At 62.8% G+C, this 21,812-nt stretch carries 19 protein-coding genes; 14 read left to right on the top strand and 5 right to left on the bottom strand.

The window, feature by feature from the left end; all coding sequences use genetic code 11:
- Positions 1–6 precede the first annotated feature (6 nt).
- The 5 genes from ERD78_RS12435 (at position 7) to dsbD (ending at position 6,473) form a co-directional block, all read left to right on the top strand.
- Positions 7–1,353: a class-II fumarase/aspartase family protein gene (locus ERD78_RS12435; RefSeq protein ID WP_129969599.1), complete on the top strand. Its 1,347-nt coding sequence runs from the start codon at positions 7–9 to the stop codon at positions 1,351–1,353.
- A 54-nt stretch (positions 1,354–1,407) separates the two neighbouring features.
- Positions 1,408–2,388, top strand: a complete 981-nt coding sequence (locus tag ERD78_RS12430; protein ID WP_129969598.1) for a Bug family tripartite tricarboxylate transporter substrate binding protein — start codon at positions 1,408–1,410, stop codon at positions 2,386–2,388.
- 5 nt (positions 2,389–2,393) lie between these two features.
- Positions 2,394–3,905, top strand: coding sequence for a fumarate hydratase (locus ERD78_RS12425; protein WP_129969597.1), 1,512 nt, complete (start codon positions 2,394–2,396; stop codon positions 3,903–3,905).
- Positions 3,906–4,064: 159 nt separating this feature from the next.
- Positions 4,065–4,370, top strand: a complete 306-nt coding sequence (gene cutA, locus ERD78_RS12420) for a divalent-cation tolerance protein CutA (protein ID WP_280634117.1) — start codon at positions 4,065–4,067, stop codon at positions 4,368–4,370.
- Positions 4,371–4,493: 123 nt separating this feature from the next.
- On the top strand, positions 4,494–6,473 hold the full coding sequence (gene dsbD / locus ERD78_RS12415) for a protein-disulfide reductase DsbD (protein ID WP_129969727.1): 1,980 nt from the start codon (positions 4,494–4,496) through the stop codon (positions 6,471–6,473).
- A 38-nt stretch (positions 6,474–6,511) separates the two neighbouring features.
- Here the strand turns inward: dsbD and ERD78_RS12410 are convergent, their stop codons facing one another.
- Positions 6,512–7,420 (bottom strand): LysR family transcriptional regulator, encoded by a 909-nt coding sequence (locus tag ERD78_RS12410; RefSeq protein WP_129969595.1) that lies wholly within the window; start codon positions 7,418–7,420, stop codon positions 6,512–6,514.
- A 100-nt stretch (positions 7,421–7,520) separates the two neighbouring features.
- On the opposite strand from ERD78_RS12410, the gene ERD78_RS12405 reads away from it, so the two are divergent.
- The 6 genes from ERD78_RS12405 (at position 7,521) to ERD78_RS12380 (ending at position 14,001) form a co-directional block, all read left to right on the top strand.
- Positions 7,521–9,230 carry an acyl-CoA dehydrogenase family protein gene (locus tag ERD78_RS12405; RefSeq protein WP_129969594.1) on the top strand — a complete coding sequence of 570 codons (1,710 nt, stop codon included), beginning with the start codon at positions 7,521–7,523 and terminating at the stop codon, positions 9,228–9,230.
- A 37-nt stretch (positions 9,231–9,267) separates the two neighbouring features.
- A complete protein-coding gene (locus ERD78_RS12400; RefSeq protein ID WP_167668923.1) occupies positions 9,268–10,248 on the top strand; it encodes a Bug family tripartite tricarboxylate transporter substrate binding protein in 981 nt (326 codons plus the stop codon).
- A 7-nt stretch (positions 10,249–10,255) separates the two neighbouring features.
- On the top strand, positions 10,256–11,410 hold the full coding sequence (locus ERD78_RS12395) for a CaiB/BaiF CoA transferase family protein (RefSeq protein ID WP_129969593.1): 1,155 nt from the start codon (positions 10,256–10,258) through the stop codon (positions 11,408–11,410).
- 114 nt (positions 11,411–11,524) lie between these two features.
- Entirely contained in the window at positions 11,525–12,508 is a 984-nt protein-coding gene (locus tag ERD78_RS12390) for a Bug family tripartite tricarboxylate transporter substrate binding protein (RefSeq protein ID WP_129969592.1), read from the top strand.
- A 54-nt stretch (positions 12,509–12,562) separates the two neighbouring features.
- Positions 12,563–13,345: an aldolase gene (locus ERD78_RS12385; protein WP_129969591.1), complete on the top strand. Its 783-nt coding sequence runs from the start codon at positions 12,563–12,565 to the stop codon at positions 13,343–13,345.
- A 98-nt stretch (positions 13,346–13,443) separates the two neighbouring features.
- Entirely contained in the window at positions 13,444–14,001 is a 558-nt protein-coding gene (locus ERD78_RS12380) for a helix-turn-helix domain-containing protein (RefSeq protein WP_129969590.1), read from the top strand.
- A gap of 32 nt (positions 14,002–14,033) precedes the next feature.
- Here ERD78_RS12380 and hemB read toward each other — a convergent pair whose 3' ends face one another.
- A complete protein-coding gene (gene hemB / locus ERD78_RS12375; RefSeq protein ID WP_129969589.1) occupies positions 14,034–15,047 on the bottom strand; it encodes a porphobilinogen synthase in 1,014 nt (337 codons plus the stop codon).
- A 26-nt stretch (positions 15,048–15,073) separates the two neighbouring features.
- Positions 15,074–15,697, bottom strand: coding sequence for a ribosome biogenesis GTP-binding protein YihA/YsxC (yihA, locus tag ERD78_RS12370; RefSeq protein ID WP_129969588.1), 624 nt, complete (start codon positions 15,695–15,697; stop codon positions 15,074–15,076).
- A 155-nt stretch (positions 15,698–15,852) separates the two neighbouring features.
- Here yihA and ERD78_RS12365 point away from each other — a divergent pair, with 155 nt between their 5' ends.
- From ERD78_RS12365 to ccsB, 3 genes are all read left to right on the top strand, one after another.
- On the top strand, positions 15,853–16,554 hold the full coding sequence (locus tag ERD78_RS12365; protein WP_129969725.1) for a c-type cytochrome: 702 nt from the start codon (positions 15,853–15,855) through the stop codon (positions 16,552–16,554).
- Between the two features lie 164 nt (positions 16,555–16,718).
- Positions 16,719–18,713 carry a cytochrome c biogenesis protein ResB gene (locus ERD78_RS12360; protein WP_371734589.1) on the top strand — a complete coding sequence of 665 codons (1,995 nt, stop codon included), beginning with the start codon at positions 16,719–16,721 and terminating at the stop codon, positions 18,711–18,713.
- A gap of 11 nt (positions 18,714–18,724) precedes the next feature.
- The gene (gene ccsB / locus ERD78_RS12355) at positions 18,725–20,083 is read left to right on the top strand and encodes a c-type cytochrome biogenesis protein CcsB (RefSeq protein WP_167668922.1); all 1,359 of its coding nucleotides are present in this window, start codon (positions 18,725–18,727) and stop codon (positions 20,081–20,083) included.
- 143 nt (positions 20,084–20,226) lie between these two features.
- Here the strand turns inward: ccsB and lysA are convergent, their stop codons facing one another.
- A complete protein-coding gene (lysA, locus tag ERD78_RS12350; protein WP_129969587.1) occupies positions 20,227–21,498 on the bottom strand; it encodes a diaminopimelate decarboxylase in 1,272 nt (423 codons plus the stop codon).
- A complete protein-coding gene (gene lptM, locus ERD78_RS12345; RefSeq protein WP_209019983.1) occupies positions 21,495–21,725 on the bottom strand; it encodes an LPS translocon maturation chaperone LptM in 231 nt (76 codons plus the stop codon). The genes lysA and lptM overlap by 4 nt, the downstream gene beginning before the upstream one ends.
- Positions 21,726–21,812 lie beyond the last annotated feature (87 nt).

Here is a 21,812-nt window from a genome sequence, read left to right as displayed (position 1 = left end):
AATTAAATGGCCATTTCCGTTCTTGAATCCAGGATCTACAGGGATATGTTCGGTACCGCTGCAATGCGTGCCGTCTTCGACGATGAGGCGACGTTGCGCCGCTACGTCGAGGTGGAGGTCGCGCTTGCGGCGGTCCAGGGACGGATGGGCATCATTCCCCAGGACGCCGCGCGGGCCATTGCGGAGCGCGCCGATGCCGCGAAGCTGGACATGGCTGCGCTCAAGGCCGAAACAGAGATAGTGGGCTATCCCATACTTCCCCTGGTGCATCAGCTATCGACCATATGCGGTCCCGAAGGCGAGTACCTGCACTGGGGCGCCACCACGCAGGACATCATGGACATGGCGCTGGTGCTGCAGGTTCGTGATGCATTGCTCCTCGTCGAGCAAGGCCTGGAACGCCTCGATACGCTGCTGTCCGATCTTTCCACGCGTTACCGAGACACCCCCATGGCGGGGCGTACGCATCTGCAGCATGCCCTGCCCATTACCTTCGGCTACAAGACCGCCGTCTGGCTCTTGATGGTGCGACGCCACCGGGAGCGCCTTGAGCAGATGAGACCGCGGGTATTGCTGCTCCAGTTCGGCGGCGCCGCGGGCACGCTTGCCTCATTGGGAGACCAGGGTCTGGCGGTGCACGAGGCGCTTGCGCAGGAGCTGGGCCTGGCGCCAAGTCCGATCACATGGCATGTGGCGCGCGATGGGCTGGCCGAGACGGTGCAACTGCTTGGTCTGATCACCGGCTCGCTCGGAAAGATAGCCCTGGATGTCATGCTGATGATGACCAACGAAATCGGCGAAGCCTTCGAGCCATTTGTGCAAGGGCGCGGTGCGTCCAGCACCATGCCGCAGAAGCGGAACCCCATTTCCTGCGAGTTGATGTGGAGCGCGGCAAAAATGGTTCGCCAGCACGCCGGGCTCGCGCTGGACGCCATGATGCCCGATTTCGAACGGGCCACCGGGCCGTGGCATATCGAATGGTCCGCAATTCCGGAAGCTTTCGTTCTGACGGCAGGCGCCCTGGGCCAGGCGGGTTTCATGCTTGCCGGGCTGGAGGTGGATGTCGCAAGAATGCGGCGCAATCTTGATCTGACGGGCGGGCTCATCGCGGCCGAAGCGGTCATGATGGGACTGGCACCCGCGCTGGGTCGTCAGACTGCCCACGATGTCGTGTACCAGGCCTGCCGGAAGGCTGCCGAAACGGGGCGGCCGCTGGCCGAAGTGCTGTGTCGGCAGCCCGACGTATTGGCGCATCTGGACAAGGCCGCCATAGAACGCCTGTGCGACCCGGCGCGATATCTCGGCAGCGCGCCGCGCATGGTCGACCGCATGTGCCGCCAGCCGGGAGCTTGAGGCATTTCAACAAACCGTCCGGATTCGATTCCGGCGAACAATCAGGAGACAGATATGAAGCAATGGATAGCAGCCATGGCGGCAACCGCCCTGTTCGGCGTGGCATCCGCCGCGCAGGCGGCGGGCCAATACCCCGATCGCGCCATTACCTGGATAGTACCGTTCTCGGCGGGCGGCCCTACCGATACCATGGCGCGCAATATCGCCAACAAGGTGTCGGAAGAACTGGGACAGTCCATTGTGGTGGAGAATGTGCCCGGCGCGGGAGGCACCATAGGCGCCACAAAGGCATCGCGCAGCGAGCCGGACGGCTACACATTTCTAGTCGGACACATCGGTTACATGGCCGCGGCGCCCTCGCTGTATCAATCCTTGCGCTACGACCCCGTCAAGGACTTTCAGGCCGTATTCCGTTTTCCGGATACGCCGCTTGTGCTGTTGGTCGGTGCAGGCTCGCCCTACGCCAGCATCGACGAGTTCGTGGCCTTTGCCAAGGCCAATCCAGGCCGGCTCAACTTCAGCAATGCCGGCGTCGGTTCGACCTCTCACCTGGTTGCGGCGCTCTTCGCGAACAAGGCCGGCATCAAGATGCAGCCAATTGCCTACAAGGGTGCGGGCCCTGCGCTCAATGACCTGATGGGTGGACAGGTGGACGCGATGTTCGACCAGACCAACACAGCGCTGCCCCAGACGCAGGGCGGCAAGGTACGCGCGCTGGGGCTGACTTCATCGGAGCGTATGGCGCAGTTTCCCGGCGTGCCGACCATAGGTGAAAAAGCGGTGCCGGGTTTCGAAGTGGCCACATGGTATGGTTTGTATGCGCCAAAGGGCACGCCGCCAGCGGTCATTGATACGCTTTATGCGGCCTACCGCGAGGTGATGCAGGACCAGGCCTTCACCGGCAGCATGGCTGAACAGGGCATCAAGCTGCTACCGGATGAGGCATACTCACCCAAGGCATTCCAGGCTTTCACCGAACAGGAAGGAAAGCGCTGGGCGCCGGTCATCAAGGAGGCGGGCATCAGCCTGAAGTAGATCGCATGCCGGTTCGCCATATCAATGCGCAGGATATCGTCACAAGCATTGCCGATGCGCTTCAGTTCATCAGCTATTACCATCCGGCGGATTTCGTCCGCGCATTGAGGCGGGCCTACGACAGCGAAACCAGCGCCCCCGCGCGCAATGCCCTGCTGCAGCTCCTGGTCAACAGCAGAATGTCCGCCACGGGGCACAGGCCTGTCTGTCAGGATACGGGCGTGGCGCATGTCTTCGTGCGCATGGGCATGGATGTGCGTGTCTGTGCCGCAGACGGCGGCCCCACGCCCAGCCTGCAAGCCCTGGCCAACCGCGCGGTCGCGCAGGCTTATGGGCTTCCGGCAAATCCGCTTCGGGCGTCGATGATACGCGCGCCGCTTGGCGACCGGCGCAACACCGGCGACAACACGCCGGCTGTGGTGCACGTCACGCTGACCGAAGGCGATACGCTTGATCTCATCGTTGTGGCCAAGGGGGGCGGCGGCGACGTAAAAGCCCGGTATGCCATGCTCAATCCCAGCGATTCCGTGGCCGACTGGATAGTTGACCAGATTCCGGGCATGGGCGCGGGCTGGTGTCCGCCAGGCGTGCTTGGCGTCGGCGTGGGCGGGAGCCCCGAGCAGGCCATGCTGATGGCGAAGCGGTCGCTCTTCAGCCCCATAGACATACATGACTTGCGCGCAAGAGGACCGGCGGACGAGCTTGAGCGCCTGCGGCTGACGCTGTATGACCGCATCAATGCGCTGGGAATCGGCGCACAGGGGCTGGGCGGCGATACGACGGTGCTGGATGTGAAGATAGAACAGGCTTCTTCGCATGCGGCCCTGCTTCCGGTGGCCATTCTCCCAAACTGTGCGGCGACGCGCTACGCGTCGCTGAGGCTGGATGGATCGGGTCCCGCCAGCCTGAGTACGCCCGATCCGTCCTTGTGGGACGGCATACCCGATCATATGCCGCTGCAGGATGGCGTCCATGTGGACCTGGATACACTGTCCGCCGAAACGGTTGCCACTTGGCGCGCGGGCGACCTGCTGCTGCTGACAGGCAAGCTGCTCACGGGGCGGGACGCGGCCCACAAGCGCATGGCGGAGTGCATGGCGCGTGGCGAGCCGCTGCCGGTCGATCTGCGGGGGCGGGCCATTTACTATGTCGGGCCGGTCGATCCCGTTCCTGGCGAAGCGGTGGGGCCGGCCGGGCCCACCACTTCGGCCCGCATGGACAGGTTCCTGCCCGCGCTGCTGGAGCGCACTGGGCTGTTGCTCACCATAGGCAAGGCCGAACGCGCTCCCGAGGCGATCGATGCCATACGCAGAGCCGGATCCGCCTATCTGATGGCGGTGGGCGGCGCCGCCTACCTGGTATCCAGGGCGGTGCGCGCGGCGCGCGTCGTTGCGTACGAGGACCTCGGCATGGAGGCCATTTATGAGTTCAGGGTCGAGAACATGCCCGTGGTTGTTGCCATCGACGCGCGGGGCAGGGCCGTGCACCGTACAGTGCCATTGAAGGTGGTGGACTGACGCAGGCTGCCTGGCCGGCGAATGGGTACAATGCCTTGATGTCTGATATCCGCCAGGACCATGCCAGTGAGCCACGATGATCCGCTTCATGCCGGTTCCAGCAGCACCGGCGGCTGTTCACCCGCACCCAGGGAAAAAACCGGCGCGGAGCAGGTCGTTATCGTGCTCAGCAACGCACCGGATATGCTGCTGGCCAAGCGCATTGCGCACGTGCTGGTCGAAGAGGGTCACGCCGCGTGCGTGAACCTTGGTGCGGCGGGGCTGTCCATGTACATGTGGGCGGGCCAGCTCGAGGGAACGGAAGAAATACCCCTAGTCATGAAAACGACCGCAGCGCGGGTCCCCGCGCTGATGGATCGATTGCGGGCGCTGCACCCGTACGAGGTGCCGGAAATGCTTGTTCTGCCGGTCATGGGCGGCGGACAGGACTACCTCGCATGGGTGCGCAGCCAAACGCAAGGCTAGTATGTGTCACAGGATATTATTTGCATGTCAGGAATCGGGTTGCAGGTTGGGAAAATAAGCCAGGTCGATGCGACGCCTGCCTTGGACAGGGCGGTGCGCGTCGGCGCCGAGGATGACTGCCGGATGCGCGCCCGCGCATGGGCGCGCTGGCTCGCGCCGCTGCTGGTGTTTCTTGCGGCATGGCTGCATGCAGGCACGGCCATCGCCGGCGACGACTATCTCGATCCTGAAGACGCCTTTGTCTTTTCCGCGGCCATGCAAGGCGCCGATGAACTCGCCGTGCATTTCCGGATTGCGCCGGATTACTACATGTACCGCAAGCGCTTCGCATTCGAGACGCAGCCCGCCGATGCCAATGTACTTGGCCAGCCCGTGTTCCCACAGGGTATCGTCAAGTACGATCCCACCTTCGATGAGGACATGGAGGTCTATCACGACCAGGTCACCATTCTGCTGCCGCTCAAGCCCGGCGCTGCCACGCCGATCACGGTGGGCGTCACGGGCCAGGGGTGCGCGGAGGCCGGCCTGTGCTACCCGCCCGATACGCATACCTTGACGCTGACGCCGGTGGCGGGCGGCTACCAGGTCAGCGGAAAGGGCGCCACCGACCACGTGCCGCCACCCGCGCCCCAGGTGGACGCGCCAGCAGGCGGTGCCGCGCCCGCAGCCTCCTCCGGTCTGGCGGGCGCGCTGGACATGAATGACGCCGGCTTTGCGGGCTGGCTGGGCGATGCAGGCTGGCTGCAGATCATGCTGGCCTGCCTGGTGCTCGGGTTGCTGCTGTCCTTCACACCTTGCGTGCTGCCCATGGTGCCCATCCTGATGGCCATACTCGCCGGCTCTGCCGGCGCACAGGCGGACGCCGCAGGCGAGCGTGAGGCGGCGCCGGCGCGCACAAGGCCCACACGCTGGCGCGGGCTGTCACTTGCCGCGGCGTTTGTACTGGGCATGTCCATTGTGTATACCGCGTTGGGTGTCGCGGCGGGCCTCATCGGGGCCAGTCTGGCCGCCTGGCTCCAGGCGCCCTGGGTCCTGACGCTGTTCGCCCTCCTGCTGGCCATCCTTGCCCTGGCCATGTTCGGCGTTTTTACGCTGCAGGCACCGGTGGGCATGCAATCCGCGCTAAACAGCAGGCTTTCCCGCATTCCAGGCGGCCATTACGGCGGCGCGTTTGCCATGGGTATGTTGTCGGCGCTGGTGGTGGGGCCGTGCGTGGCTGCCCCTCTGGCAGGCGTGCTGCTGTTCATTTCCCAGACCGGTGATGTCGTGTTGGGCGGCAGTGCGCTGTTTGCGCTCGCCTGGGGCGAAGGCCTGCTCCTGCTGGCCGTTGGCGCGTCCTCGGGCATGCTGCTGCCGCGAGCGGGCGCCTGGATGGATGGCATCAAGGCCTTGTTTGGCATGCTGTTGCTGGGCACGGCATGGTGGATGATGACTTCGGTTGTGCCGGCCTGGCTGGGCATGCTTGGCTGGGCCCTGTTGGCGCTGTGGAGTGCTGTGTTGCTGGGCGCGTTCGGTCGCCGGGGCACCAACGATACGCCGGCTGATGCCACCGGGGCCGGCATATGGCCAGGGTTGCGCAGGGCGGTGGGGCTGCTGTTTGCGTTGTGGGCCGGCGCGCTCATCGTGGGATTGGCGCTGGGTGGCCGCGATACGCTGCGGCCTCTTGCTCCGCTTGCGGCAGGGGAGGCTTCCCGCCTTGCCGCCGGCGCCGGGCCGGTTGCAACCCATGCTTTTACCCAGGTTGGCAGCACGCAGGAACTGGATAATCTGCTGGCGAATACGGCCCGGCCGGTCATGCTGGATTTCTATGCCGACTGGTGCGTGTCATGCATAGAAATGGAGCGCTACACTTTCAGCGACCCCGAAGTTGCGCAATTGATGTCGCGTTTTGTACTGGTGCGGGCGGACGTCACGCGCAACGCCCCTCAGGATCGCGCGCTGCTAAAGCGTTTCGACCTGTTCGGGCCGCCCGGCATTATCTTCTTTGACGCGCAGGGCAGGCCGCTGCCTGAGGCACGCGTGGTGGGGTTCAAGAACGCGGCGCAGTTCGGCGCGGTGTTGTCCCGCGTTCTGGATCAGGCGGGAAATCAGAAGGCATCGTGACGCCTTGCGCCAGGTGTTGCATCGGGTTGGCTGGGCCCTCACGCCTGGCTGTTGCCCGAGGATAACCCGTAGGCCTGTCGTATCAAGGCCACATGGTTCTCTCGTATGCGGGACGACGGGGATTTCGACCAGATCAGGCTGGTTACCGATCGTTGGCGATGATGGAAGGGCAGCAGCCGAATATTAGCCAGGCCGCTGTGCGAGAGACATGACGGCACGATGGATACGCCCATCTCCTGCGACACCAGCGACGCCACGCTGAGCCAGTGGCGCGATTCATACTTGACCTTGGGCAGAAACCCCGCATGCACGCACAGTGCCAGCAGGGTTTCATAGTACACGGGCGAGAATGCCCGCGAGAAGAACACGAAGTCCTCCTTGGCCAATTCGGACAGATCCAGCCGCGTCCGGCTGGCCAGCCGGTGCCGCGCGGGCAGGCAAATGGAAAAAGGCTCGCGCATCAGTTCCACGCAACCGACCGCTTCGGGCACGGGATTGGCGTGGATGAAACCGATGTCCAGGCCGCCGCGTGCGAGCAGATCGATCTGTTCTGCCGAGTTGAGCTCGAAGAGTACATGTTCGACGCCAGGGTACTGCTGCCTGCACTGAGCCAGGACCGTGGGAAGCCGCCGGTACAGCATGGTGCCGACAAAGCCTATTTTCAACTGTCCCTGCAGTCCTTCATGTATGCGGGTGACCAGGCTGTGCAGATCGGCATTGCGGCGCAGAAGAAATACTGCCTCGGTGTACAGCGCCCGCCCGGCGGGCGTGAGCGCAACCTGGCGGCTGGTGCGCACCAGCAATTGGGCACCCAGGCTGTCCTCCAACTGCCGGATTGCGTAGCTCAGCGGCGGCTGGGATATGTGCAGGCGCTGCGCTGCCCGGCTAAAGCTGAGTTCTTCCGCCACGGCCACAAAGTAGCGCAGCAGGCGTGTGTCGATTTCCATGTGCCAATTATACTTTTGCTGTATAGATGTAAATGAAAACAGTATTGGTTTGAATATATCGCCGGCGCTACCATGGCTCAAACCGAGTCGGAGCACCGTCATGAACAGTCCTTTTCCCCATGAGGATACCCTGCGCAGCACGGCATCCAATATCCCGGATTCTTTCGGCCAGAACCTGTTTACGGCAGATCCCTACAGCAAGGCGCTGCTGCGGGCGTATCTGCCGCCGGATCTGTACAGCCACCTGCTGCCGCACTTCGAGGCGCTCGGCCAGGAAGCGGGGGAGCGTCTCGATGCCCTCGCCCGCAGCGCCGACCAGAATGCGCCCGTCCTTTCTGTGCGCAATCGTGGCGGCGAGGACGAGTCCCGCGTTGTCAAGCATCCCGACTACATCGAGCTGGAGCGCGCGGCCTACAGCCGGTACGGCCTGGCAGCGATGTCGCACCGTCCGGGCGTTCTGGGCTGGCACGACACCATGCCGCCGGTGGCCAAGTATGCACTCAGTCATCTGTTCGTTCAGGCTGAATTCGGGCTGTGTTGTCCCGTCAGCATGACGGATTCCCTGGCCCGCACCTTGCGCCGCTTCGGCAGCAAGGATCTGGTGGACAAAGTGTTGCCGCAGGTGGCGGCACTGGATTTCGACACGCTGCGCCAGGGCGCCATGTTCATGACCGAACAGGCGGCCGGTTCCGATGTCAGTGCGACGCAGACCGTTGCCGAGGAACAGCGCGACGGGCGTTGGCGGCTGTACGGGGACAAGTGGTTCTGCTCCAACCCCGATGCGGGCTTTGCCATGGTGCTGGCGCGCAGTGACAAGCGTGAAGGTCTGGCGGGCGTCTCGCTGTTCCTGCTGCCCCGTGATTTGCCCGATGGCAGTCACAATCGCTATCGAATTCTGCGCCTGAAAGACAAGCTGGGCACCCGGTCTATGGCCAGCGGCGAAATCCGCCTGGAAGGCGCCCACGCATGGCTAATCGGCGAGCGCGGGCGCGGTTTTCAGCAAATGGCGGATATGGTCAACAACTCTCGCCTCTCCAATGGCATGCGCGCTGCCGGACTGATGCGGCGCGCATTGACCGAGGCTCTGTACGTTGCGCGCAATCGCCGCGCATTTGGCCGTTCCTTGGTGGACATGCCGCTGATGCAGCGCCAACTGGTGAAGATGATGGTGCCGACGGAGCAGGCCCGCTCCGTTATGTACCAGACCGCGATGGCATTGGGCCGCGCAGACAGCGGCGACGCGCAGGCCAAGACGCTGGTGCGCATCCTGACGCCGCTCATCAAGTTCCGCGCCTGCCGCGACGCGCGCAAGGTCACTGGCGACGCGATGGAGGTACGCGGCGGCTGCGGCTATATCGAAGAGTGGGTGGAGCCGCGCCTGATGCGCGATGCGCATCTGGGCTCCATCTGGGAAGGCACCAGCAATATCGTGGCGCTGGACGTCCTGCGCGCCATTCGCAAGAACCAGTGCCTGGATGCGTTGCGGGCGCATGTGGCGCAGCTTCTGGGCGAAGGGGCCGCATGCCCGAACGCGCTGGCTGAGGCACAGGCGGCCGCGCTTGCGCAGGCATGGTCTCTTGCGGCCGAGGCGGCGCCGGACGAGAACTCCCCCTTCGCCCGGCAGGCCGCATCCGCCCTGTACAACGTGGTGTCTCTGGCCGCGCTGCGCAGCGAGGCGCGCCACCCTGGCCTTGAAAGCCGCAATCAATTGGCCGACCTGGTCCTGATACACAGACTCGCGGTCCGCAACCCCTGCGCCGCACCCTTGCCCCAACCCGATTACGGCACGCTGCTGGCACACGCCGGCTGAGCCTAACCGTACATTTCCATACGAAGAAGGAGACAACATGTTGAAGAAACTGCTTGCAGCATTGCTGCTGCCGTTGGCTGCGCTTGGTTTCGGCGGCCTCGCTATGGCCGCCACGGATTATCCGGTGCAGCCAGTCAAACTGGTGGTGCCGTTTCCGCCGGGCGGCCCGACCGACGCGCTCGCGCGCCGGCTCGCGGATGCGCTCACCAGCCAGCTGGGGCAGACCGTCGTGGTGGAAAACAAGGCCGGCGCTGGCGGCAATATCGGCTCGGACTATGTGGCGCATGCCAAACCCGACGGCTACACCATTCTGTTCGGCACCTCGGGGCCGCTGGCCATCAATATCAGCCTGTACAAAAACCTCGGCTACGATCCGCGCACGAGCTTTGCGCCCATCATCCGCATTGGACACCTGCCCAACATCCTGGTCTTGAATCCCAAGGTGCCCGCCCACAGTCTTAAGGAACTCATTGCCTATGCCAAGGCGCATCCCGACGCGCTTAGCTTCGCGTCATCCGGCAATGGCGCCTCCTCGCACCTGGCGGGCGTGCTGTTCAATCAGATGGCTGGAACGTCGATTCTTCATGTGCCGTATCGCGGCACCGGTCCGGCATTGAATGACTTGCTGGGCGGGCAGGTGTCCATGGCCTTCACCGATATCCTGACGGCCCTGCCGCATGTGAAATCGGGGGCGCTGCGTCCCATAGGTCTTGCGAGCGCGCAGCGTTCGGATGCCTTGCCCGACCTGCCTACGCTCGATGAGCAGGGCCTTGCGGGCTACGACGTGAGCGTATTCTTCGGCATTGTGGCGCCCGCCGGCACGCCCGAGCCCATCGTCGCAAGGCTCAACAAGGCTTTTGCCGCCGCATTGTCCGATCCCGAGATCCGCAGTGCGCTTGCCATGCAGGGCATAGTGCAGGCCGAGGACAAGACACCGGAGGGGCTGAAGAAATTCATCGACAGCGAAGTGGACAAATGGTCCAAGGTCATCAAGACCGCGGGTATTTCACTGAACTGACATGGCCATGCAAGAACATCGACAAGCGGGTGGCGCGCTCCAGGGTTGCAAGGTGGTAGATCTGTCGCGCGTGCTGGGCGGTCCCTATTGCACCCAGATTCTGGGCGACCATGGTGCCGAGGTATTCAAGGTGGAGCCGCCTTCCGGCGACGAGACGCGCGGCTGGGGTCCGCCGTTCCGGGATGGCACGGCGTCGTACTTCATCGGCGTCAACCGTAATAAACATGGCCTGTCGCTGGATCTGTCGTCCGAGCCGGGCCAGGCCTTCCTGGAAGCCATGCTGGCCGATGCGGATGTGCTGGTCGAGAACTTCAAGCCAGGGACGCTCGAGAAATGGGGGTTGGGGCCGGATGTGCTGCAGCGGCGCTACCCTCGGCTGGTGCATTGCCGCATCAGTGGTTTTGGTGCAGATGGGCCGTTGGGCGGGTTGCCGGGCTATGATGCATGCGCGCAGGCCTTGTGCGGCCTGATGAGCGTGAACGGCACGCCCGACGGAGATGCCACGCGCGTGGGCCTGCCCGTCGTGGACATGGTCACCGGCCTGAACGCGGCCCTGGCCATACTGCTGGCCATCCATGAGCGGCAGCGCAGCGGCATGGGGCAGTTTCTGGACATCACACTCTTCGACTGCGCAATCTCGCTCCTGCATCCGCACGCAGCCAACTATTTCATGAGTGGCAAGGTGCCGCAGCGGACCGGCAATGCTCATCCCAATATTTGTCCCTACGATACCTTTCCCGCCGCGGACGGAGACATCTTTCTGGCAGTGGGGAACAATCGTCAGTTCGCACAATTGATGGACCAACTTGGCCAGCCCGGCGTGGCCAGGGACGAGCGCTTCATCGACAACGCCGACAGGCTTGTCAATCGCGATGCGCTCAAGGAAATCCTCATTGGGCTGCTTGCGCGACACAGTGCTTCCGGGTTGGCCCAGACCCTGCTCGAGCATGGCGTTCCGGCCGCACCGGTGCTGAACGTGGAGCAACTCATGCAGCATCCGCATACGCGACATCGCGGCATGGTACTCGAAGAAGGAAGCTACCGCGCCATTGCCTCGCCCATCAAGCTTTCCCGCACGCCCGCCAGCCTGCGGCGCCTGCCGCCCGAGTTCGGTGCCGATACCGCCCGTATCGCGCGCCAGCTGGAACTTGACTTTACGTGATGATGCTCGCGCTTTCACGCGCCGGCTACATGCCTGCTGAGTTGACACAAGTTTGCTTTAAAGACACAATGTGTCCTATAGATTACATTATTAACTATAGAACAAGGAGCAGACATGACGTTTATCAGAAAACTGGCTTGCACCGGCATTCTCGCTGCTTCCTGCGCCGCGCTTGTCGTGCCGGGCGCAGCGGCGGCCGCGTCATATCCGGATAAGGCCGTAAAACTGATCGTGCCCTTTGGTGCGGGCGGCATTACGGATCTTATTGCGCGCCACGTCAGCGAGAAGCTGGCCGGCGCGCTGGGTCAGAGCGTCGTCGTGGACAATCGTGCAGGGGCCGGGGGGGCGATCGGCGCCCAGGCGGCCGCAACAGCGGCGCCAGACGGATACACGATATTCATGGGAACGGTGGGAACCCAGGTCGTCAATCCCATGATCATGAAATCCATCAACTATGATCCAGCGGATTTCGTGCCGATCGGCATGGTTTCGGGCTCGCCTTTCGTGCTGGCGGCGCGTTCCAGCCTGGGCGTCAAATCACTGCAGGAACTTGTTGATTATGCCAAGGCGCATCCTGGCAAGTTGAATTTCGGTTCGGCGGGCATAGGCAGCTCGCCGCACCTGGGTTTCGAGCTGCTCAAGTACACGACCGGCATCAATATTGTGCATGTACCCTATAAGAGCGGCAGCGAAGCCGTGAACGCCGCCGTAGGCGGGCAGACGGACCTGGCCATGGATGCGATTCCCGTCGTGATGCCTCATGTGAAGAGCGGCAAGCTGACGGCGCTGGCGCTGGCGGCAACCCAGCCTTCACCCGCCGCCCAGGGCGTGCCAACCAGCGCGCAGGCGGGGGACAAGGAGTTGCTGATCAGTTCCTGGAATGCCTTCTTTGTCCCCAAGGGCACGCCTGACGATGTCGTGCAGACTTTGCGCAAGGCCTTGCAGAAGTCGTTGTCCGACAAGGATCTGCAGGAGGCGCTGCATGCGCAGGGCAGCGAAGTCTATACGGGCACTTTGCCGGAGTATCAGGCCTTCATCGAGGCGGAAACTGCGAAGTGGAAGAAAATCGTCAAGGAAGCCGATATTCACCGCGACTGAACGCTGCGCGGGCTGGCGCAGCATCCCTTCACCCCAGAACAGGTAGTACACGCTATGTCAGATACCATGGAACTCTCAAAAGACGAGCTGGTGACGCGCGCCCAGGCGCAGATGCAGGCCCGGTTCGATATCCCCCAACGGTCTGTGCGCGAGAAGCTGGCCATCACCAGCCGCGTGCTGTACGACGGCGGCCATGACTCGGGGCTGGCGGGGCAGATCACCGCGCGCGGCGATGAGCCGGGCACCTACTACACGCAGCGGCTGGGGCTGGGTTTTGATGAGATCAGCGTGTCCAACATACTTCTGGTCAACGAGGATCTGGAGATCCTGGAGGGCCATGGCATGCCCAATCCTGCCAATCGTTTTCATTCATGGATTTATCGCGTGCGGCCCGATGTGCAATGCATCGTGCACACGCATCCGCTGCATGCCGCGGCGCTGTCCATGCTGGAAGTGCCGCTGGCGGTTTCACACATGGACAACTGCCCGCTTTACGATGACTGCGCCTTCCTGCCGACGTGGCCAGGCGTGCCTGTCGGCAATGAAGAAGGGGAAACCATTGCCGCCGCGCTGGGCGATAAACGCGCCATTCTCCTGGCGCATCACGGCATGCTGGTGGCGGCCACTTCCATTGAGGAAGCTTGCGTATTGGCGCTGCAGTTCGAGCGCACCGCGCGCATGCAGCTCCTGGCCATGGGCGCGGGCGAAATCAAGCCCATTGCACCCGAGCTGGGCCGCGAGGCGCATGATTGGATACTGCGCCCCCGGCGCTCGCAGATCGGCTTCGAATACTACGCGCGCAAGGCGCTGGCCCGGCACCCCGATTTGCTGCGATAAGGGGCCGCGCCCGGCGCAGTTCGGCCGGGCCGCGCATCCCACCCGCCGATCAGGCATACTTGCATCCGTCGAAGGTGCAATTATGCTTGAATAGGGCCATGACCGATCTTCCATACCGCTTGAAAGCGCTGCGGCGCAAGCACCAGTTCTCCCTGGAGCAACTGGCGCAGCGCACCGGCCTGACCAAGAGCTATCTTTCCAAGCTGGAGCGGGCGCTCAGCGAGCCATCCATATCCACCGTCCTGAAACTTGCGCAAGCCTATGAGATCGGCATTCCGGAACTCATGGGCACCCATCGCGACGGCAAGGATGAGTCCATCAGCGTGGTCCGCCGCAATGAGCGCGAACCCCTTGATCGCGGCAGCCCGTCGCAGGGCTATCGCTACGAGGCCATGGCCGGTAACCGCCTGGTCAGAGTCATGGATCCATTCGTGGTTTACCCGCCGCGTGCCAACGAGGCTGCGCCGGTTTCCTTTCCTCATGCGGGCGAGGAGTTCATGCTTGTGCTCAAGGGTGCAATCAGCATCACCATTGGCGACCGGAAGTTCACCCTTGCCAAGGGTGACTCCATCTATTTCGATTCCGAAATTCCCCACAAGCTTATTACCACCAGCAAGGTGGACGCGCAGGTGCTGGTGGTTGCCAGCCGCCCATAAGGCGCCAGCAGGCCCGCGTTTCCTTAACCCGCTTAACCCGCGCGCAGAAGCTTGGCCGCCTCGACCGCGAAATAGGTGAGGATGCCGTCCGCGCCTGCGCGCTTGAAGGCCAGCAGGGATTCCATCATCACTTTGTCGTGATCGAGCCAACCATTGGCCGAGGCGGCCTGAATCATGGCATATTCGCCGCTGACCTGATACGCATAGGTGGGCATGCCGAAAGCATTCTTGACTTCCCGCAACACGTCGAGATAGGGCAGGCCCGGCTTGACCATGACCATATCGGCGCCTTCGCGAATATCGGCCTCGACTTCGCGCAAGGCCTCGAGCCGGTTGGCGGGATCCATCTGATAGGTGAACTTGTCGGACTTGCCCAGATTGTTTGCCGAGCCCACCGCGTCGCGAAAGGGGCCGTAGAAGGCGCTGGCATATTTTGCCGAATAAGCCATGATGCGCGTATGGATATGCGATCTGTCCTCAAGCGCCTGGCGGACGGCACCGATGCGTCCGTCCATCATGTCGCTGGGGGCCACGATGTCCACGCCGGCGTCGGCCTGCACCATGGCCTGGCGGACCAGGATCTGCACCGTCGGCTCGTTCTGGACATAGCCGTTGTCGTCGATGACGCCGTCCTGCCCGTGACTGGTGTAGGGGTCCAGCGCCACGTCTGTCAATATGCCGAGTTCGGGGAACTGTTGCTTGAGCGAGGCCACCACGCGAGGCACCAATCCATCGGGATTGGCGGCCTCTATGCCGTCGGGCGTTTTCAGCGCGGGGTCGATTACCGGGAAAAGCGAGAGCACCGGAATGCCGAGCGCCAGGCACTGCGCTGCGGCTTCCAGCAGGGTGTCGGGAGAATAGCGCACTACGCCGGGCATCGAGGGCACGGGCTCACGCACGCCCCGGCCTTCCATCACGAACACGGGATAGATGAGGTCGTTGGTGGTCAGCACGTTTTCGCGCACGAGCCGGCGCGAAAATTCATCGCGCCGGTTGCGGCGCAGGCGGGTTCCGGGGAAAGAGGTGGAGGGGATAAGAGCAGTCATGGCATGCGGTTCCGTATACGTCGCCGTCAGGGAACGACCTGGGGCGAAATCCAGTTTTCAATGTGATGGGTGGCCTCTTCCAGTCCGATGCGTTGCGTGGCTGAAAACGGCAATGCATCCAGCGTGCCGATGTCGGCCAGCGCCTTGCGCACGGCCGCCACAGCGCGCACGCGCTGGCCGTACGGAAGCTTGTCTGCCTTGGTGAGCAATGCAAGCACCGGACGCCCCGATGGCGCGACCCAGTCGGCAAGACGGCGATCCAGATCAGTGACGCCGCGGCGAATATCGATAAGCATGACGATACCGGCCAGCGACGTGCGATCGCGCAGATACCCGCCCAGGACGTCGGCCCATTCGTCGCGCGCCTCGCGCGCCACCGATGCGTAGCCGTAGCCTGGCAGATCCACCAGGAAACCAAGATGTGCGCCAGGCTCCACCGGATCGGGAATGCCGAACAGGTTGATCAGCCTTGTGCGGCCGGGCGTCTTGCTCGAGAAGGCGAGTCGGCGCTGATTGGTGAGCACATTGATGGCGGAGGACTTGCCCGCATTGGACCGCCCCACGAAACAGACCTCGGCGGTCGACGGGGGAGGAAGCTGGTCTAGCCGGGCCGCCGATATGGTGAAAGAGGCGCGATGCAAAATGGACACGAAGTGGGCCTGCTGCGGTTGGATTCAACCGCTATTGTATAATCGCAGGTTTGAAACAGTAGCGTCATATTCCTTGGGGTCTGCATTTTGCGGAAAATGGCGTTGTCATTGTGGTGCCCATGGCACCGGATCGCACACCGATCGTCGAGGTATTCATGAAGCGCATGCTTGTCCGTTTTATCGCGGCCTGTGGCCTGGTGGTAGTGCCGTCTGTTCTTACGCTCGCTCAAGCAGCGGATCTTGCCGTTGCCCGGCCCGATGCCGCCAAGGGAGAACAGCTATTCACCAATGGCGACGCATCCCGCGGCATCGTCGCCTGTGCCAGCTGTCATGGCGCTGGCGGCAACAGCACCATCCCGGCCAATCCTAATCTGGCCAGCATGCCCCACGAGTACATCGCCAAGCAACTCATGGATTTCGCTCCCCAGAGCGAAAAACATCCGCCGCTGCGCAGCGGCCCCGACGGCGCGCCATCGGTCATGACACCGTTTGCCTCCGCGCTCACTGCGGAAGACAAGCAGAACCTCGCCCTTTATCTCAGCCAGCAAAAGCTTGATTGGGACAAGGCGGGTACCGCCACCAACAAAGACACCATGGACCTGGGCCAGCGCATATGGCGCGGTGGCCTGCCTGAGCGCCATGTTCCCGCCTGTGCGGGCTGTCACTCGCCCAATGGGGCAGGTGTGCCAGGGCAGTTTCCGCGCCTGGCTGGTCAGCATCCCGATTATCTGGCGGCTCAGTTGCGGCTTTTCCGCAGCGGCGACCGGAACAACAGCGACATCATGCACGCGGTCGCGGATCGCATGTCCGATGCGGACATAGCAGCCGTGGCCGATTACGCGGCGGGCCTGCGCTAGGCTGTTAAGCGCGCAAGGTGCAGGGTTCGGCAGCGACCGCTGCCGCCATATTCCAAGAAAGACACAGGGGGAGGCTGCCAGAGGCACTCCCTTTTTTTTATGAAGCCACGCACGTGAAATCCTTCTCCACCGCAAAACGCCTGCCGGCCGATCTGCTGGAGCTGATGGGCTCCATGCGTTTTGCCGTCAGCCTGCTGATGTTCATCTGCGTGGCGAGCCTGATCGGCACGGTGCTGCAGCAGAACCAGGCCCCCAACACCTATATCGACCGCTTCGGTCCATTCTGGTTTGCGGTGTTCGACAAATTCTCCATCTGGCATGTCTACAACAGTTGGTGGTTTCTGCTCATCATGAGCTTTCTGGTGGTGTCCACCACCCTATGCGTGCTTCGCAATGCGCCCAAGATGCTGCGCGATGCGCAATCCTTTCGCGAATATGTGCGCGCCAACAGCCTGCGTTCTTTCCACCATCGCGTGGAGACCGATAGCGACTTGGCTCCGCAGATGCTGCAGGAACGGACGCAGGCGTGGTTGCGCGCGCATGGGTACCGGTTCAAAGTGCGGCGGGAAGAAGATGCGGTCATGGTGGCGGCCAAGAAAGGAAGTGCCAATCGTCTGGGCTATATTTTTGCGCATACCGCCATTGTCATCATCTGCCTGGGCGGCCTGCTGGACAGCGAGTTGCCTATACGCCTGCAGGTATGGCTGGGCGGCAAGGTCCCCATTACCGAGAACATGCTGATTTCCGATGTGCCGGCGTCGGGCCGGCTGCCGGCCGCCAATCCCAGCTTTCGCGCCAACATGCTGGTGCCCGAGGGCGGCAGCAGCAGCACAGGCATCGTGGCCGTCGATAACGGCGTGCTGGTTCAACCGCTGCCATTCACCCTCAAGCTGGACAAGTTCATGGTGGATTACTACTCCACGGGCATGCCCAGCAGCTTCAAGAGCCAGGTACAGGTTACCGACCCGGCCACGGGCAAATCATTTGAGCGCGTGATAGAAGTCAACGAGCCGCTGCGCTACAAGGGCGTCACGGTTTATCAGTCCAGCTTTGACGATGGCGGCAGCAAGCTCATGCTGACGGGCTATCCGCTTGTGGGCGCCAGCGGCAATGCGTTTCCAGTTGACGGCAAGGTCGGCGATGGCACGAAGATCGAACCGGCCAGCGGGCAGGGCGCTGCGCCGTTGAACGTGCAGTTCACCGGCCTGCGCGTCATCAATGTGGAGAACATGGGCGGCGATGAGCCGCCCCAGCCCAAGGGCCTGATGGATCACGTGGCATCGGTCACGGGTAGCGCCGGCGGCGCCCGCAACGAGAACCTGCGCAATGTGGGCCCCAGTGTGCAGTACCGCATTACGGACAGCGAGGGCCAGTCGCACGAATACACCACATACATGCTGCCCATGCTGCTTGACGGCGTTACCGTGTTCCTGAGCGGCGTGCGGGAGTCGGAGGCGCAGCCCTACAGATATTTGCGCATACCCGCCGACGAGCACAACTCGGTGGCGGAGTTCGCTGCGCTGCGCGCCGCCCTTTGGGATCCCGCGCTGGTGCAGGCGGCTGCGGGACGCTTTGCCGCCAAAAATGCCACGTCCGACATGCAGCAGCCGCTGCTGGAAAAAGCGGCGCGGGGCGCGCTCGAGAGCTTCCGCCAATCGGGCTTCGAGGGCATTATCGATCGGGTACCGGAGCAGGACAGGGAAAAGGTGCTGGGCTTCGCCGTACCCATGATACAACTGTGTTTGACAGAGCTGCGCGATATCGTGCGGGAACGGGCGGGGGACGAACCGTTGCAGTATGATGGCCCGAAGGCGCTGGCCGCGGAGAAATGGGTTCAGACGGCGCTGCTGGCCCTGGCCAACCTGCCCAGCTACCCTGCGCCTGTGCTCATGACGCTCAAGAGTTATGATCAGGTAGAAGCCAGTGTTTTCCAGGTGGCGCGCAGTCCGGGAAAAAATACCGTGTATCTGGGTGCCCTGCTGCTTGTTGTCGGCGTGTTTTCCATGTTCTACATTCGCGACCGGCGCATATGGATCTGGATCAAGAAGCGGGAAGGCGGCTCATCTGTCCTGGCCGCAATGACGTCGCAGCGGCGCACGCTGGACTTCAACCATGAGTTCGAGCGCTTCAAGGAAGCATTCAGGCGCTTATCCACGTAAAGAGGTTTCGTATGTCTGAGTCCACCCTGCAGAGTCATGCGCCCATGTGGCCGGAGGCCGCGAGAGACAGCGGCGACCGGCGAGGCCAGCGCGGCAAGCCCGATTGGACGGATGCGGTTTTTCTCCTGCTGCTTGCCGCGGGGGCGGCGTATGCGCTGGCGAATTATGGCGCAAGCATGGATTACTACGAAAAAATGATCCTGTCGGGCGCCGTTGTCGTGCTGGCTTGGCTGGGATGGCTTTGGCGGCCGCTGCGCGTGCTCATGGTGGCAAGCGGGCTCAGCGCCCTGTTTGCCATCTGGCTGTACAGCGGCGGGGCAGGCCTGAGCCAGGGCGATCTTTCGCGCGCGGACAGTGTGTTCTTTCTGAAGTATCTGCTGTCCTCCCAGTCGGCCATACTCTGGATGTGTTCGCTGTTTGTGCTGGCCATGGTGTGCTACTGGGTGGGCATCTTCAGCAGCACGGCCGCATGGCTGGGCTCGGTGCTGACCTGGAGCGCCGTATATGCCGGCATGACGGGCATGCTGGTGCGCTGGCGCGAAGGGCACTTGCTCGGCCCGGACATCGGCCACATCCCGGTCAGCAACCTTTACGAGGTATTTGTTCTCTTTTCGCTTATCACGGCGCTTTTCTACCTATATTACGAGCGGCGCTACGCAACCCGCGCGCTGGGCGGTTTCGTGCTCATGGTCATCAGCTCGGCGGTGGTGTTTCTGCTGTGGTATTCCTTCACGCGCGACGCCTTCCAGATCCAACCGCTGGTGCCGGCACTCAAGAGCTGGTGGATGAAGCTGCATGTGCCGGCCAACTTCATTGGCTATGGCACATTCTCGCTGTCTGCCATGGTGGGTTTTGCCTATCTCATCAAGGAGCACGGCCAGACGAGATCGTTCGGCAAGCTGATACCGGTGTTTGTTCTGGGGGCGGTGTTGTGCGCCGAACCCATGATCTTCGGTTCGCGCGAACTGTCACCGGTCTGGATGCTGTATTTCGGCCTCGGCGCCATCATCGTAGGCGGCATCCTTGCCCTGCGCGGTCCGATTGCAGCCCGCCTCCCCTCGCTGGAGGTGCTGGATGACATCATGTACCGCGCCATCGCGGTCGGCTTCGCCTTCTTTACCGTGGCAACCATATTGGGCGCGCTATGGGCAGCGGACGCCTGGGGCACATACTGGCAGTGGGATCCCAAGGAGACGTGGGCGCTCATCGTATGGCTGAACTATGCCGCGTGGCTGCATATGCGGCTCATGAAAGGCCTGCGCGGCACCATGGCGGCATACTGGGCGCTGGGAGGCCTGCTTGTCACCAGCTTTGCCTTCCTGGGCGTGAACATGTTCCTGTCGGGGCTGCATTCCTACGGCGAACTATAGGGGCGCATCCGCTTTTATTGGCGCCCGATCTTCCTTATCGTTCGATCCACAGAGCAAAATGCCGCTTCCTTCAGGAAGCGGCATTTTGTTTTGCGGAACAAGCCGGCAACCCGCCTATGGCGTGGCGCCAGCCGCTGAAGCGTTTAGTCGGGCAGCATGGCTTCGCTTGCAAACAGCGCCTGAATGTTCTCCCGCGGACGCACTACATGCGCGCGATCGCCGTCCACCATGACTTCTGCCGCGCGCGGGCGGCTGTTGTAGTGGCTGGACATGGTGAATCCGTATGCGCCGGCCGACATGATAGCCAGAAGATCGCCCTGTTCAAGGGCAAGCTGGCGGTCGCGTGCCAGCCAATCGCCGCTTTCGCAGACGGGGCCGACGACGTCGTATCGGGGCGTGTCGTCCTGCATCGGCCTGGGTTGAACCGGCTGCACGTTATGCCATGCTTCGTAGAGCGTCGGGCGCAACAGGTCGTTCATGGCGGCATCGACGATGGCGAAATTGCGGGCATCGCTGTGCTTCAGATACTGGACCGTGGTCAGCAGTACGCCGGCGTTGCCTGTGAGGGACCGGCCCGGTTCCAGTATGAGCTGCAGGTTCGCTAGCGCATGCTTTTCCAGCGTCTGGAATACCTGGTCCAGCAGGATGCGGGGCGCCAGTGGGGTTTCATCGGTGTAGCGTATGCCCAGACCGCCGCCCAGATCCAGGTGGTGCAGAACAATGCCATGATCCGCCAGCGCCTTGATCAGGTCGATCAGTTTGCCCAGGGCGTCCATATACGGCGCCGCCTCGGTGATCTGCGATCCGATATGACAGTCCACGCCAACGATACGGATACCGTCCATGGTGGCAGCGTGCTGATAGATGCGCAGGGCATCCTCGATGGCAACGCCGAACTTGTTTTCCTTCAGGCCGGTGGATATGTAGGGGTGTGTATGTGCGTCCACGTCGGGGTTGACGCGCAGCGACACTGGCGCCTGCCTGCCCATGCCCTGGGCGACCTCGTCCAGCCGCCGCAGCTCGTCCTCGGATTCAACATTGAAGCACTTGACCCCGGCTTCGAGCGCCGCCTGCATTTCCCAGACCTGCTTCCCCACGCCCGAAAAAACGATGCGCGCGGGGTCGGCGCCCACAGCCAAGGCGCGTGCCAGCTCGCCTCCGGAAACAATGTCGAAGCCGGCCCCCAGCTGACGGAACTCGTTCAGCACGGCCAGGTTGGAATTGGCTTTCATGCCATAGCAGACCAGTACATCGCGACCGGCCGCGCCGTCCTGGAAAGACTGCCACGCCTGGCGCAGGGCGTGCCGGGAATAGACATACAAAGGCGTGCCGTGTTGGCGGGCAAGCTTGGCCAGGGACACCTGTTCGGCATGCAGGACGCCTTGGTGCAACGCAAAGGGAGACGATGTGGTCATTGGGGCTCTGCTGTGTTGTTCGATGCGGCGGGGTTGCTTGGATCAGCCTGTTCGGTGGCGTCCGGCGGTATGCTGGACGGCGGCGCGGTAAGCGAGGCGTCTGGCGGTGGCGGCGGTGGCATGTACAGCGGACCCTTGTAGCCACAGGCTGTCAGTGTGGACAGCAGCAAGGCGGCCATGGCAAGGCGGGGCCCCGACATGGGAAGCGAAGGCTGGGGCAAAGGCATTTTGACGGACTCCTGAGGGTAAACCATGATTATGCACTGTGAACCCGTTTGCATGAACCCCCGCATGAAAAAGCCCAGTCCGCGAAT

The sequence above is a fragment of the Allopusillimonas soli genome (assembly GCF_004153445.1).
Taxonomy (GTDB): Bacteria; Pseudomonadota; Gammaproteobacteria; order Burkholderiales; family Burkholderiaceae_B; genus Allopusillimonas; species Allopusillimonas soli.
The sequence above is the reverse complement of the archived record's forward strand: the minus strand, read 5'-3'. Positions and strand labels throughout refer to the sequence as shown.